The 13,437-nt window shown below is 62.5% G+C and carries 11 protein-coding genes; 6 read left to right on the plus strand and 5 right to left on the minus strand.

Annotated features, from left to right (window positions below; translation table 11 throughout):
* The first annotated feature begins 214 nt into the window (after window positions 1–214).
* The 3 genes from JM946_RS08630 to mltB all read left to right on the plus strand — a co-directional run bounded on the left by JM946_RS08630 (window position 215) and on the right by mltB (window position 2,700).
* The gene (locus JM946_RS08630) at window positions 215–1,111 is read left to right on the plus strand and encodes a trypsin-like serine peptidase (RefSeq protein WP_203166877.1); all 897 of its coding nucleotides are present in this window, start codon (window positions 215–217) and stop codon (window positions 1,109–1,111) included.
* On the plus strand, window positions 1,108–1,380 hold the full coding sequence (locus JM946_RS08635) for a carboxypeptidase regulatory-like domain-containing protein (RefSeq protein WP_203166879.1): 273 nt from the start codon (window positions 1,108–1,110) through the stop codon (window positions 1,378–1,380). The genes JM946_RS08630 and JM946_RS08635 overlap by 4 nt, the downstream gene beginning before the upstream one ends.
* A 246-nt stretch (window positions 1,381–1,626) precedes the next feature.
* Window positions 1,627–2,700: a lytic murein transglycosylase B gene (gene mltB, locus JM946_RS08640; protein WP_203166881.1), complete on the plus strand. Its 1,074-nt coding sequence runs from the start codon at window positions 1,627–1,629 to the stop codon at window positions 2,698–2,700.
* On the opposite strand, the gene JM946_RS08645 is transcribed toward mltB, so the two are convergent.
* The gene (locus JM946_RS08645; protein WP_203166882.1) at window positions 2,697–3,434 is read right to left on the minus strand and encodes a DUF4197 domain-containing protein; all 738 of its coding nucleotides are present in this window, start codon (window positions 3,432–3,434) and stop codon (window positions 2,697–2,699) included. The two genes, mltB and JM946_RS08645, sit on opposite strands and share 4 nt — an antisense overlap.
* Before the next feature lie 146 nt (window positions 3,435–3,580).
* Complete coding sequence (locus tag JM946_RS08650) at window positions 3,581–4,537, minus strand: pectate lyase (protein WP_203166884.1); 957 nt, start codon at window positions 4,535–4,537, stop codon at window positions 3,581–3,583.
* Between the two features lie 320 nt (window positions 4,538–4,857).
* Here JM946_RS08650 and JM946_RS08655 point away from each other — a divergent pair, with 320 nt between their 5' ends.
* Window positions 4,858–5,601 (plus strand): AraC family transcriptional regulator, encoded by a 744-nt coding sequence (locus JM946_RS08655; protein WP_203166887.1) that lies wholly within the window; start codon window positions 4,858–4,860, stop codon window positions 5,599–5,601.
* A gap of 55 nt (window positions 5,602–5,656) precedes the next feature.
* Window positions 5,657–6,652 (plus strand): DMT family transporter, encoded by a 996-nt coding sequence (locus JM946_RS08660; protein ID WP_218042694.1) that lies wholly within the window; start codon window positions 5,657–5,659, stop codon window positions 6,650–6,652.
* Here JM946_RS08660 and JM946_RS08665 read toward each other — a convergent pair.
* The gene (locus tag JM946_RS08665; protein ID WP_203166889.1) at window positions 6,599–8,053 is read right to left on the minus strand and encodes a serine/threonine protein kinase; all 1,455 of its coding nucleotides are present in this window, start codon (window positions 8,051–8,053) and stop codon (window positions 6,599–6,601) included. The genes JM946_RS08660 and JM946_RS08665 overlap by 54 nt on opposite strands.
* Window positions 8,054–8,099: 46 nt before the next feature.
* Window positions 8,100–8,795, minus strand: a complete 696-nt coding sequence (locus JM946_RS08670; RefSeq protein WP_203166890.1) for a LamG domain-containing protein — start codon at window positions 8,793–8,795, stop codon at window positions 8,100–8,102.
* Between the two features lie 104 nt (window positions 8,796–8,899).
* Here JM946_RS08670 and JM946_RS08675 point away from each other — a divergent pair, with 104 nt between their 5' ends.
* Complete coding sequence (locus JM946_RS08675; RefSeq protein ID WP_203166891.1) at window positions 8,900–10,390, plus strand: amidohydrolase family protein; 1,491 nt, start codon at window positions 8,900–8,902, stop codon at window positions 10,388–10,390.
* 75 nt (window positions 10,391–10,465) lie between these two features.
* Here the strand turns inward: JM946_RS08675 and JM946_RS08680 are convergent, their stop codons facing one another.
* The gene (locus JM946_RS08680; RefSeq protein WP_203166892.1) at window positions 10,466–13,435 is read right to left on the minus strand and encodes a TonB-dependent receptor domain-containing protein; all 2,970 of its coding nucleotides are present in this window, start codon (window positions 13,433–13,435) and stop codon (window positions 10,466–10,468) included.
* Window positions 13,436–13,437: the final 2 nt, after the last annotated feature.

The following is a 13,437-nucleotide window of genomic DNA, read 5'->3' on the forward strand; positions in this document are numbered from 1 at the left end:
GCAACAGCTGTGCTCGTTCATTGGTCCCTTGATTGCGTCGCTGCGTTGGTTGCATGATTTCCGCGAAACATCGTTTGCTCCATTACAAGGCTCGCTCGCTCTCATCATGCTTCGAGTGAGCCCACGACATCGCAATCCGAGTTCCTACGTCAGTGCCGCATGTGTGGCGTGATCGCTTTGCTTTCCTGGCCGTTGACGAAGAAGGAGTGGCGATATGCAACTGAAATCGATGTCGAGACCAGTCACGGAAGTGACTGAGGCCGCGCCTCGGCGCGTGGTGCTCACAGGCAGTCGTGGTGCCGAGACTGGTGGGCCATCGTTATCCGAGAAGTTCCTCGTCGTACGCGGCAAGCGCGAGGCGCCACTGCCACGCAGACGTCCGCGATTGGGCGGGCTCGAAACCATTCTCGGTCAGGACGATCGCACTCGCATTCTCGATACCGATCAGGCGCCCTGGCGTCAGATCTGTGCATTGGAAATCGAGTCTGCCTTCGGCACTTTCATCGGCACCGGCTGGTTCGTCGGGCCCAAGACGCTCATCACCGCCGGCCACTGCGTGTTCGACAGCACGCAGATGAACGGTTGGGCCTCGAGTATCACCGTGACGCCGGGCCGCAGCGGAGAAGCAAAGCCGTTCGGCTCGTTGCAGGCCAGTCGTTTCTCTTCGGTCGATCGATGGGTCCAGAGCCAGGATCCGGACTACGACATCGGCTGCATCCATCTGGACCAGCCGGCGCCCGACAGTCTGGGCAGCTTCTCGGTGGCGGTGCTGTCCAATGCGGATCTGCAGAATGCACTGGTGAACATCAGCGGCTATCCGGGCGATCGGGGTGACGGCCGCGAACAATACTTCCACGCCAATCGCATCCTTCGCGTCGGGCCGCGACGGGTCTTCTATGACGTCGACACCTTCGGCGGGCAGAGCGGCTCCCCGGTGTGGATCTATGAAGACGGCTCCGATGTGCCCGTCGTCGTCGGCATCCACGCCTATGGCACCGGCGGCACGCCAGCGGACTTCGGCATTCTCGCCAACTCCGCTCCGCGCATCGTTCCGGAAGTGCTGGAGCAGATCCGCAAATGGATGGCTGAAAACGGTGACGCAACCGCGTGACTGAGGGACGCAAGGTCACGGTGAGTCGTGCCGGTCGAGTGCTGGATGCATCCGGCCGGCCCGTCGCCGGTGCGGTGGTCGCTGTCGTCTCAGGCACCGCACCCACTCCCGAAATCGGCATCCGCAGCGGCGCCGACGGTCGCTTCACCGTCGCGCTGCCGGCGGGGAAGTTTCGGTTGCAGGCACATGCGCGGGGGCAGGCTGGCGCGGTTGAAGTCGACGGCGGCGGCGGCGAGGAGATCGTGATCCAGATTCAGTCGAGCCCGTAGTCGGCGAGGGAAGATCGAGCGCGTCCGCGAAGGGCTGACCTGCTACTCATCCGATGCCTCATCACCGGCTTCAAGGCCATCACATGCGCGCCGCATGCACGCTGCAGATTGTGAAAATCATCACTTCGTTCCAGCCGCGCTGTGATTATGTTGCTCGTCGTCGACCGATGAGCAAACAACAGCCATAGCCGCCCGGCGGTGGCCAGTAACGCGGCTCTCGGCAAAACACGACCACCGAGAGCAGCGATGCAGATCAACTTTTTGCGGAATGCGGCAACCTGGCTGAGTGCCGGCGCCACGTTCGTCGGCCTGGTCCTGAGTGCGCCGTCCGCCATGGCGGGCAGCAGTGAGTATCTGTCGCGTCCGGAAGTGCGGTCCTTCATCGAGACCATGCAGACCGAGCACGCCTTGGATGTGGCGGAGCTCGAACGCATCCTGGGTAGTGCCCGCCATCAGCCCACGGTGGTGCGCTTGATCGGGCCGGAGCGGCCGAAGACGGCGCCGCCGCCGGTGCGCTCGTATCCGCGATATCGAGCGAAGTTTTTGACGCAGGTCCGCATCGCTGCCGGAACCCAATACTGGGACCTGCATGAAGAATATCTGCGCCGCGCGGAGGCGCAGTTTGGCGTGCCGGCAGAGGTGATCCTCGGCATCCTGGGCGTCGAGACTGCGTTCGGTCAAAACACCGGGTCGTTCCGCGTCGTCGATTCACTGGCGACGATTGCGTTCGACGGCCCCCGACGGCAGGAATACTTCCGCGACGAGTTGAAGGAACTGCTGCTGCTCGCGCGGGACATGAATATCGATCCGCTCGCCATCAAAGGCTCCTATGCGGGCGCGATGGGCCTGCCGCAGTTCATGCCGTCGAGCTATCGACGCTACGCCGTCGATTTCGACGATGACCAGTCCATCGATCTGATCGGCAGTCCCGCCGACGCCATCGGCAGTGTCGCCAGCTATCTCAAAGCGTATGGTTGGAACGAAGGTGAAGCGGCGACTGTGGCGGTGAAGTTGCCCGCCGGCGCTGAAGCGGAGTTGGTGACAGGCTTGGAACGTGCGCACGACGCGGCCGAGCTGCGGGAGCGAGGCGTGAAGTTCGCCGCTGCGAAGCTGCCCGAGGGCTTGTGCTCGGTGGTCGAGCTGCCCACGCCGGGCAAGCCGTCGAAATACATCGCCGGCTTCGGCAACTTCGAAGCGGTGACGCGCTACAACCGTTCGACGTTTTATGCCACCGCCGTGCTGGAGCTCGCTGAAGCGATCCGTGCGGCCCGTACGCAGCAGATGACCGTACGGGCCGACACAGAGTCGCCGACCGGCTAACGACCGAACACGGCCGCGATGGCGCTGCTGCCACGGCCGAGCGGGTCTTTGCGAATGGCCTTCTCCTCTTCACCGACCTGGGTGAACAGGGCGTTCAGACTTTGCGTGAGCACGTGCTGCTCCAGGTCCAGATCGGGCTTGTTGGTCAGCGGCAATTGTTTGTAAGCCGTCAGCAATTGCTGATACTGGTTGTAGAAGCCGATCTGCCGCAGATTGTTTTGAATGATGGGCAGATACTTCTGGCGCAGCTGTGATTCAGTGTTCTGGCGAAAGTAGGCGGTCGCCGCGGTATCGTTCCCGCGCACGATGCCCATCGCATCGGCAACCGTCATGTTACGCACGGCGTCAATGAAGATTCCCTTGGCCTCGAGCGCGGCGCGCTCGGCGCCTTGATTCATCAGCTTCTCGATCTGATCGATTTGCCCGCCCAGCCCGAACTGGCGCAGCCGCGAGGCGATGGGCTGCACGGGTTCAGGTAAGCGGATGCGGTAGATCGAGCTGTTCTGGTAGCCGCCGGTCTTGGACAGCATGTCCGCGGCCCGCGTGCTGCCCAGTTCGAGCGATTCTTTCACCGCGCGAGCCAAGGCAGATTGATTGGAAGTGCCGGCGGTTCCCGCGCTGGCCTCCAGAATCTGCGACATCTCGGCGCATGCGCCCAAGCCCAAAGTCACCGCTAGGGCAACGCCCGCAGCCAATGTCGCGCGAGCGCGCCGAGGAATTTGCACTCCACCCATCTACAGCCTTCCTGTCAGTCGTGAGCCGAAAGGGGCGAAGTGTAGCGCGTGCGCGCCGGAGGGGCCTTGCGGCCTGTCGCAGTGGGGAAAGAGTGCGCCGGGACACGGGCTCCCGGCGCGGAGGTTTCCCAGCTCGATGCTGGCGATCAGTAGTTGGTGTTGCCCGACTGCGCGCAACTCGCCCACGGGCCGATGCAGATGGTGCCGGCGTTGCGCAGGCGGCTGTTGGTCAGACGCGCCGTGCTGCTGGAGCTGTCGGTGCGGAACACCCCTTCGTTCATGCTATTGATATCGCAGCGATCGAACGTCACGTCGACACGGAAGGTCGTACCGCCATTCTGTCGCAGCGCCTTGCCGGCGCGATGGATGATGCAGTTACTCACGTTCAGCGTGGACGCCGCATTCACCTGGAAGAACTTGTCGTCGGCGTCGTAGCCCTCGATATTGCGCACGGTGGTGGTGCCCGAGGACTTGATGGTCATGGCGTCTTCGCCGACGTTCATCCAGTAGATGTTGTCGAGCACGGCGCCGTTGTAGGTGTGGATGCCGTCCGCGCCATTGTTGCCGATGACGATGTTACGAAGGGTAGCGCCGTTCTCGACCCGGAACACCGGCTGCTGGCCTTCCGATTGGCTGCCGTCGCCCAAGGCCGAGCCTGCGTTGAAGCGTTGGCAACCACCGTCATAAGTGCCGCTGGTCACGCGAATGGTCGCGTTCACAGTGGTCTGCGCACCGCCAGTCCCGCATGAAGAACCGGTGATCGAACCGCCGCCGCCACCGCCAGAGGGCGTGGCCGAAGCGGTGTTGGAGTTCTCAGCCACGCCGTTGACGGTGTTCTTGATCCAGTAGTAGTAGGTCGTGCCTCCGCTCACGCCGGTATCGACGTAACTGCGTGTGCTCGCGCTCACACTTGCGATGCGCACGCGTCCGTTCGGATTCGAGTCCAGATCGCGATAGATCTCCTGAGTGGTGGCGGTGCTGCCGGAGTACGACCAGTTGAGCGAGACCTGGCCGTTACCGGCCGACGCCGTCAGGTTGATCGCGCCAAAGGCCGTGCCGGCGGTCGCCAGCAGCAGTCCCCCGAAAAACAACTTGCGAATCATTGTCCATCTCCTGTCCGTTGGATGTTTGGAACAAAGCGAGTCCTAAGCCGAGCGACAGTGCGGGCCTGAAACAGCGGAAAAACACGGGCGCAAGAACCCGAATTGCGTGCTGATCCTTCGGCACACATTGCCTCTCCGACCTGGTTTGGATACCGGGTGTCGCCCCCCTGACACCGGTGTCAGGGACCGTACAAGGGGACCTCATCGGGAGATATACGTATAAAGTGCAGCGCTCGGCGCCGGGGTTCGCCTGAGAGCGATCACAGCTGCTGGCCGGTAGAATCCGCGACAGTTCTCTCGAGCCTCGGCCGTTGTCCCAGATGTTCACCCCCAGCTGTTCCATCGCTATCCGCTCCTATGGATCGGCGAGCACCGCCGACAGTCACGCGTTCGCGCAGATCGCGTTGCCGCTCGAGGGTGAGTTGTCCATGGACATCGCGGGGCGTGAGTCGGTGCTAGATCGCTCCAGGGCCGCCTATGTCGAGCCCGGTTCCAGGCACGACCAGGTCAGCCATGGAGTGAATCGATCGCTGATTCTCGACTTTTATCCAAACGACCTCGATACACGCGCCGCCGACCGGCTGGCTCTGCGTCCGTACCTGCCAGTGACGCCAGAAGCGACTCACCTGATTGACTACATGGGCGCGATGGTCGCGAGCGAGCGCATGCTTCCACACAGGTTGAAGCTTTGGGTGCCGCTGTTGGTGGATGCATTGCTGGGCGATGCGCCTCGCATCGCTTCGCGGCTGGCCCGATTGCTTGCAGCCATCGAGGCAAATCCTGCGCTGGACTGGACCGTCGAAGTCATGGCGGGGAAGGTGGGGGTGAGCGCCAGCAGGCTGCATGCCATCTTTCAGGAAGAGTTGGGCAAGTCGCCGCGCGCCTGGCTCGCCGAGTTCCGCTTGAATCTGGTCTGTCGTTTGTTGGTCGACACTGAGCTGCCCATTGCGGAGCTCGCCTATCGCTGCGGCTACGCGGACCAAAGCGCGCTGACCCGCGCCATGCGCAACGCGATGGGGCTTACTCCCGCGGCCTATCGGCGTCAGGCAAGAGCCCAAGCCTAAGACACGCGATTTCCGATCAAGATGCAGTGGCCATGTGACGCATACCCTGCGCGCCATGGCGGAGGTACGCGTGTCCAACAACAAAGTTCTCGAAGGTGTCGCTTGCGGCATCGGCGCGGGCGCGCTGTGGGGGCTGGTTTTTCTGGCGCCGGAGCTGGTCCCGGAATTCGGCCCGTTGCACCTGACGGTCGGCCGCTATCTGTTCTACGGTGTGTTCTCGGTGCTGCTGATCGCACCGCTGTGGCGGAGGGTGATGCCGAAGCTGAGCCGACGCGAGTGGATTGCGTTGGGTTGGCTCGCCTTCGCGGGCAATATCTTTTACTACGTGCTGCTTTCGAGCGCGGTTCGACTGGGCGGCATTGCGATGACGTCGCTGGTCATCGGTTTCTTACCTGTCGCCGTCACTATCGTGGGCAGCCGAGATCAAGGCGCAGTGCCGCTTCGTCAGCTCGCGCCATCGCTTGCTCTGTGCGTGCTCGGTGCTTTATGCATCGGAGCGGAAGCGCTCTCAGGCGCGACGTCCGCGTCCATCGTCGAGCAATCCGCAGGCCTGCTGTGCGCGATTGGCGCACTGGTGTCGTGGACGTGCTACGCCGTCTGGAACAGTCGCTGGCTGACCAAGCTTCGGCAAGTGTCTGGTCATGAGTGGAATCTGCTCACTGGCGTGATGACCTGTGCGCAGGCGCTGTTGCTGCTTCCGTTTGCTCTTGCTTTCTCCGACGGATCTCACTCGGCCGCCGCGTGGACGCAACTCGCCGGTGTGTCGGCGGGCGTGGCTGTGTTGGCCTCCATCACAGGCAATGCTCTGTGGAATCGCATGAGCCGGCTTCTGCCGCTGACACTGGTGGGGCAGATGATTCTTTTCGAGACCTTGTTTGCATTGATCTACGGCTTCGTCTGGGAGCAACGTTTGCCCACTCCCTTGGAAACCGTTGCGTTCACGCTGGTGTTCCTCAGCGTGGTGTCATGCCTCGGCGTGCACCGGAAGGCGCAATCGTCACTGCTCGATCACTCGGGTGGTGACGCCGTCGCGAGTGAAGGCAAATCTTAGGATCCACACTCGAGGGCGCTGCTTGTCGGAAGGAACGAAACGCCATTCTCGAGCGGCGTTCTCCGCGGCGCGGGCGAAATGTTTGCTGCGGCCGGGGTCTTCCATGAGTGCGCCGACCACATTGCCGGAAGGATCCACCAGCACTCGCACCATGACGAAGATGCGGCCTTGGATTTTGCTCAGCGCGTTCTGCGAAACGTCGGGCAGCACTTGATGCAAGACCTCCGGCGGCAGAGCCGATGGAGTTGGCGGAACAGCGAGCTCGCTCGATGGCTTCGGATCCGTGGGTACGACTGCGACGGAAGGAGTTGAGGTCGAGGGAGCAGGAACGGCTCCTGGTTGCAGGTCGGCTTGCGGAGTCGGCGTGGCGCGCGAACCGATCCATACCGCGAGCGCGATTAGAAGTGCCCCTGCGAATACACCTGCGATGGCTGCGGGTCGATCCGGCAAGGTCAGCGAGCGCTCGCCGAATCTCTGCGGCGGGGTGGCTTCTTGCGCAGCTTTCGGCGCATGAGGCTGTGGCGCTGGATCTGATTCGTGCGCAGTCGCAACCTTCACAGGCGCGGTGGATTCTGGAATGGATTCGCGCGCGGCCTTCACGGGCGCGGTCGATTCTGAGATGGATTCGCGCGAGGTCAATGCGCCCGGAGGCGGCTTCGGAATCGATTCTGGCGGCGACGGAAGTTTATATTGCGTCCTGAGCTCGATGACGGTGGGACGTTCCGCTGCATTCTTGTTCAAGCAGCGGCGCACGGTATCCACCAACTCGCTCGGCAAAGCGTCTGGTAAGTTCGGCGCCGATCCCTGCAGCGCCGGCCTGCGCTGAGTGAGCGCCTCGACCAAGGTCATGCCGAGACTCAACATATCGTCCGCCGTGGAAACATCATGACTCACGGCACGAACCGTGTCGCTCGCCAGCTTCAGCTGATCGCCTGCAGCCAGAAGATTCGACGGCTTCAATTGACCGTGCGCGAGGTCGCGTCGATGCAGGTAGGTGAGCGCTTCGAGCGTGGGGACCAGCAGCTCCTGAACTTCCTCGGCAGCCAGCGGGCGGTGGCGAAGGATGCCGGCGAGGGTCTGATCGGCATGTTCCATCACGGCGAACACGAACTCGTGACCTGCCAACTGGCACCGCCCCACGTCGAACAAACGAATCAGATGAGGGTGGGAGAGAGCGGCGGCCGCTTGCCACTGCGACTGCAACACCTGTGCTTGCGAACCATGGGCTCGCACCAGTTTGATCGCGGCGTCGGCGAGGCCTTTTGACTTATGTTCGGTCAGGAACACGGCGCCGTGAGCCGAATGGCCGAGCAGACGGCGCAAGGGAAAGACGCCATTCACGATCTGGCGTTCCCATTGCGTCCAGTCCTCGGTTTCCGCTCGATTCAGTTCCGCGTTCATCCATGATTTATTCGGCGCGGGTGCCGATTGGATTCTAGACGTCCGTCTAAGGCCGCGAGAATTCCGCAGGCTGCAAGGCGGCGTGCGTGAAGCGCGCTTCGCGAACCGCCCCATTGAAGTAATTCACCCGGTTCATTCGAGTCCCGATCGACGCGCGCCCGGCGCCCTGCGCCTTGAAGGCAATCGCCGCTTCCGCTTGCAGCTGCCCATCCACATAGGCGCGGTAGGTTGTGCCGTCATAGGTCTGAGCGACGTGGTACCACTTCTTAGTGGGGAACAGTTTCTCGGGCACGATCAGAACCTGGCTGTAGCCGGGGCCTTTGACGAACGCGTCCAGATACCACTCGTCGCGCACCACGCGGATTTCGAACAGGATCCGTGTGTTGCCTTTGCCCGGGTCGACCGGCGGCTGTTCGGCCGATTCGAGATGAAACCAGCGCTGCTCGAACGCGCCGCCATCGGGACGAAACACCGCCTCGAAGGTGAAAGTGTCTGCGCCGGCGAGCGGATGATTGTCGATAAAGATCGCGTCCTCCCGACCGTCGAACGCCACCGCCTTGCCCCACGGACTGGCCACCAGTCGCGGCTGGCCTTCGAGCCGCGCGGCGTGTCCGCCGATCCGTTGCAGGTTATCGAAGGTCCACACTGTCTGGGATGGACCGGCGAGCGCGGTCGGTCGATGCAAGACCAGGGCGGCGGCTGCGCTGGCGCCGAGGAAGGTTCGTCGATCGAGAAGTTTCATGCGTCCCTATTATGGCTGAGGACGTCTGGAAAAACTCCCGTCTTGAACCATCTTGCCGGACAGTGCACCCTGCGCAGACCGACCATCGCGCGGGGAAGGCAGCCATGCAAGATCGACGTAGCTCCGGCCGAGATGCAGATCCGCACGGACAGCGCCTGCCCATCAAGCTCGATTCCACGTCGAACGGTGAATTCCTCCCGGTGCCGCTGAGCGACTCGCTGCGCGCGGCAAATGCGCTGGCCTCGCAATGGGCGGAGTCGTTTGCACGGAAGGTCAATCGCAGCCGTCGCTCATTTCTGGTTTCAACATGTGGCGCGGCGTCCACGTTGTTGGCGTTCAATGCCGCTCATGCACGCGACCGTCGGCCCGGCGGGTTCTTTGAAATATCCAAGGAGGCGCCGCTCGAGCCGCAGCTCGCCGCGGCCGAACTGGGCAAGCAAGAATTCATCTTCGACGTGCAGGGGCATTTCGTGAACCCCGACGGCGCGTGGCTGCGCACCGTGCCGGAAGGCGCGAAGCCGCTGTCAGATTTTCCGAAAGCGTCGTGCGAGCTCTCCCAGGCCGCGGGCGAGCGCAGCTATCTCAAATGCCTCGGCGCCGATGAGTTCATCAAAGATGTCTTCCTGGATTCGGATACCGACATCATGGTGTTGAGCTTCGTGCCGTCGACGCGCGAGGGCGAGCCGCTGACGATCGAGGAGGCATTCGCAACGCGTGACATCGTGGAAAAGATGCAAGGCACGAAGCGGCTCATGATCCACGGTCGCGTCAATCCGAATCAACCGGGAGACGTGGAGGACATGGAGCGACTGGCCAAGCTGGGTGTCGTCGCGTTCAAGACCTATACGCAGTGGGGTCCGGACGGCAAAGGCTTTTGGATGACCGACGACGCGGGCATCCGCTTCGTGGAGAAGGCGCGGCAAGTCGGCGTACGAAACATCTGCATCCACAAGGGGCTGCCGTTCGGCCAACGCAGCTACGAGCATTCGACCTGCCGCGACATCGGACCGATCGCCAAGCGCTTCCCGGATGTGAACTTTCTGATCTATCACTCGGGCTATGTCGTCGGTCAGGAGGAGGGCGTGTACGATCCGAAGCGCACCGACGGCATCGACGCGCTGGTCACATCGCTGCTCTCGGCTGGGGTCAAGCCCAACAGCAACGTGTACGCCGAGTTGGGCTCGACGTGGCGCTTTCTATCCATGCGCGATCCGACCAGCGCAGCTCACGCGCTCGGCAAATTGTTCAAGTACGTTGGCGAAGACAACGTGCTGTGGGGAACGGATTCGATCTGGTATGGCTCGCCGCAGGATCAGATCCAGGCGTTCCGCACATTTCAGATTGCCGAGCAGCTGCGCGAGGCGCACGGCTATCCGACCATGACACCGGAGCTACGAGCGAAGGTCTTCGGCTTGAATGCAGCCAAGCCGTACAATCTCTCGCCGGCGGACATCCTCGAACAGACGAAAGGCGACGCTGTGGCGCGTAGTCGCCTGGCGTACTCGGAAGCGCCCAATCCTTCGTTCGCGACTCACGGTCCGCGCACGCGACGCGAGTTTCTGAATTTGCGGCAGTGGCAGGGCTCAGCACCCTGAGAATCAGCCCTCCTTCGTTGGCGAAGGAGGGCTGGTGAGGGACGACGATTCGCAGCTCGCCGCCCGAACTCGACTTTAAAAGTCGATGGTGAGGAGCCCGAAGATCTGACGACCCATGGCGTCGTACACCTGCGGCCAGGTATTGCCGTTGCATGGACCGGTCGGGCAGCTGCTGGAGCCGTTTAGCGGAGGATCTTTGTCCAACAGGTTGTTCACACCCACACGCACCGTGTAGCGCTCCGCCAGCGTCATGGCGCTGGTGAGATCGAGGTAGCTGCGGCTGCCGAGGCGCGAGTCGGTGGGCAGCACGCCCTCCACCTGACCAAGGAACGACAGGAACTGGTTGCTGTCCTCGGCGTCGCGTTTCACCTCGTCGAAGTAACGCCAGCTGAGCGTCAAGTCGATGCCGGCCCACGGGGTGCGCCAGGTCGCATCGAATTTGTGACGCCATTCGGGCGCGGGCACCAGACACACCGAGCCGTACAGTCCGGCGCAGTCGTAAGTGACGCCTTGTTGCGGCGTGAACTCCAGCGAGTCGAGCAGGGTGGCGACGAAATCCAGGCCGAGCCGGCCGCCGCCACCGAGATCGAATGCATAGGAAACATCGAAATCGATGCCCGAAGTGCTGATCTCGCCGATGTTCTCGAACGTGTCGACGACATAACCGTTGACGGACTGCCACAGCGAGCCGTCGGCGTCGCGCTGGATGCGACTGCAGGTCTGCGGATCGCCGGTGCGCGCGCACATCAGCAATGTGAAATCCGCATTCGGATTCTGAATCGCATCCTCGATCTTGATATCGAAGTAGTCGATGTTGATGCGCAGCCCGGGCAACGCCCGCGGCTGGAAGGCGAGACCGAAGGAGAGCGTGTCGGCCGTCTCCGGCTTCAGATCGGGATTGCCGCCAATCAGGCCGTTGTACTGAGCCGCGGAATTGTTTTGGATCGTGCCGTAGTCCTCGGGCGCGACACCGGTGCGAACGCACTCTTCGAGCGATGCCCCCGGCAACTCGCCGCCCGCGACGTCACTGGCGCAAATGTCGATCGTTCCGTCCAGGCCCACCGCCTGAATGCCGTAAAGCTCTGTGATATTCGGCACGCGTACCGAGCGCTGATAGCTGGCGCGAGCGCGGATATCGCTGATCGGCGACCACTCCAGACCGAGCTTGTAGGTGTCGGTGCTGAAGTCCAGATCGTAATCGGAGTAGCGATAACCGGCTTCGGCGGACAGACTCTGCGCGAACGACTTGCCTTCGACCAGCGGCAGTCGCGCCTCCATGAAAAAGTCACGAGACGTGTAGCTGCCCTCCACAGGAGTGGTGGCGCCACCCGTGCCGGCGCCGTCGCCGGACTGTAGCGCCAGATCCGGCGTCAGCTCCGATTCTTCATGACGCCATTCCACGCCGAAATTCATCATCAAGCCCGACTCGGCCGAGGGCAGTTTCCAGCCGTAACCGGTGAAATCGCCGGTCACGGACGCGTTCAGAATGCGCTCGGTATTCGTGCCGCGTTGGACCAGCGGGATCTGCAGATAATTGATCTGCTCCGGCGTGATGCCATTCAGCTGGAAGGGATTGTAGGGAACACACGCTGGATCGACGCCGGTAATGACGGATCGACACACCGGGTTGCCGTTCGCATCGCGCACCACGTCGAGCGCGCGACCGATGCGAGTGATGGAGAAATCGCCAGTGGCCAGCGACGACAACTCTGTCTGACCGAACTGGCCGTACGCATCGTACGACCATGCATCGGTCAGCTGACCGCGCAAGCCTACGACAGCGCGGAAGGCCTCGTGTGTGATGTCACTTTTCCGCGGCCCGCCTTCCACGTTGCGCTTGCCGATCCGAATGTTGACGGTGTCGGTGGAGTCTGGCGCTGCGGACAGGCCGAACTGCTGGCAGAACACCTGCTGTTCGTCGGCGGTGAAGTAGGGGTGATTGCACGGCACGGTGAATTCCTGGTTGAAGATACCGCTGGGCGCGATCTGCGCCACCGAGCGGTCTTTCATGAACATGAATTCGCTGTACACGGTCTGCGACTCGCCCACGTCCAGGTCCATGAACAAGCCGGCGGTGTAGCGCTCATCCGGGCGCTGATAGAAATTCAGCGGGCCGAAGTTGTAGGCGTCGGTGGCGCCCGCATACGGCCGCAAGCCGCCGTCGGCATCCAGAATCACGTTGTTCGCCAGGTTGCCGGTGATCGGGTTGCGAACCTGCATGCGCGTCGGGTCGGTGGTGGACGAGCCGCCGCAGCTGAACACGTCACCCGAATTGAAACTGCACGCGCTGTAATCGAAATCTTTCTGCAGCACTGCTTCAACGTCGCGATAGGTGGCGTAGAAGGTGGCGTTGCCGCGCGCGTCGGCGAAGTTCGATCCCATGACGAACGAGAAGTCGCGGGTATAGCCGTTGCTCACGTTGCTCTTCGGCAATGCGTACCCCTTGTCGCGCACGATATCCGCCACTGCGTTGTCGTTCTCGTGCTGATTGAAGCTGTAATTGGCTTCCACCATCACGCCCTCGAAACGGGTGTTCATGATGAAGTTCACGACGCCTGCCACCGCGTCCGCGCCGTACACGGACGAGGCGCCGCCCGTCAGCACTTCGACGCGCTCTATCAGCGCGCGCGGAATCTGGTTGAGATCGGGCGCGCCGGAATTCACACCGGGCGCGCTGTCCGGATTGCCGGGCATGAGGCGCCTGCCGTTGATCAGCACCAGCGTGCGTTTGGCGTTGAGGCCGCGCAGGTCCACCGTGGCCGTTCCGGTCGAGCCGTTGGAGATGGTCGAGCCTTGTGCCGCCATGGCCTGCGGCAGCTGATTGATGATGTCTTCAACGCGCACCTTGCCCGTGACCTGGATGTCTTCGGAGCTGATGGCTGTCACTGGACTGATGCTGGTCATGTTCGGCGATGAGATGCGCGAGCCAGTCACGACCACTTCTTGAATGGGCGCGTCCGCAGCCATCACCGTTGGCGCGGCGAGTGCCGCCACGCTGGCCGACAGCACTCCGCGCACTGCCCTTCCGATTGCAGTGTTACTCATGA

Source organism: Steroidobacter gossypii (assembly GCF_016801985.1).
Lineage (GTDB): Bacteria > Pseudomonadota > Gammaproteobacteria > Steroidobacterales > Steroidobacteraceae > Steroidobacter > Steroidobacter gossypii.

Bases quoted from the DNA above. Each gene is read 5' to 3' on its own strand.
- JM946_RS08680 (WP_203166892.1), bottom strand. From the start codon at position 13,435: ATGAGTAACACTGCAATCGGAAGGGCAGTGCGCGGAGTGCTGTCGGCC.
- mltB (WP_203166881.1), top strand. From the start codon at position 1,627: ATGCAGATCAACTTTTTGCGGAATGCGGCAACCTGGCTGAGTGCCGGC.
- JM946_RS08650 (WP_203166884.1), bottom strand. From the start codon at position 4,537: ATGATTCGCAAGTTGTTTTTCGGGGGACTGCTGCTGGCGACCGCCGGC.
- JM946_RS08660 (WP_218042694.1), top strand. From the start codon at position 5,657: ATGGCGGAGGTACGCGTGTCCAACAACAAAGTTCTCGAAGGTGTCGCT.
- JM946_RS08645 (WP_203166882.1), bottom strand. From the start codon at position 3,434: ATGGGTGGAGTGCAAATTCCTCGGCGCGCTCGCGCGACATTGGCTGCG.
- JM946_RS08670 (WP_203166890.1), bottom strand. From the start codon at position 8,795: ATGAAACTTCTCGATCGACGAACCTTCCTCGGCGCCAGCGCAGCCGCC.
- JM946_RS08630 (WP_203166877.1), top strand. From the start codon at position 215: ATGCAACTGAAATCGATGTCGAGACCAGTCACGGAAGTGACTGAGGCC.
- JM946_RS08655 (WP_203166887.1), top strand. From the start codon at position 4,858: ATGTTCACCCCCAGCTGTTCCATCGCTATCCGCTCCTATGGATCGGCG.
- JM946_RS08675 (WP_203166891.1), top strand. From the start codon at position 8,900: ATGCAAGATCGACGTAGCTCCGGCCGAGATGCAGATCCGCACGGACAG.
- JM946_RS08665 (WP_203166889.1), bottom strand. From the start codon at position 8,053: ATGAACGCGGAACTGAATCGAGCGGAAACCGAGGACTGGACGCAATGG.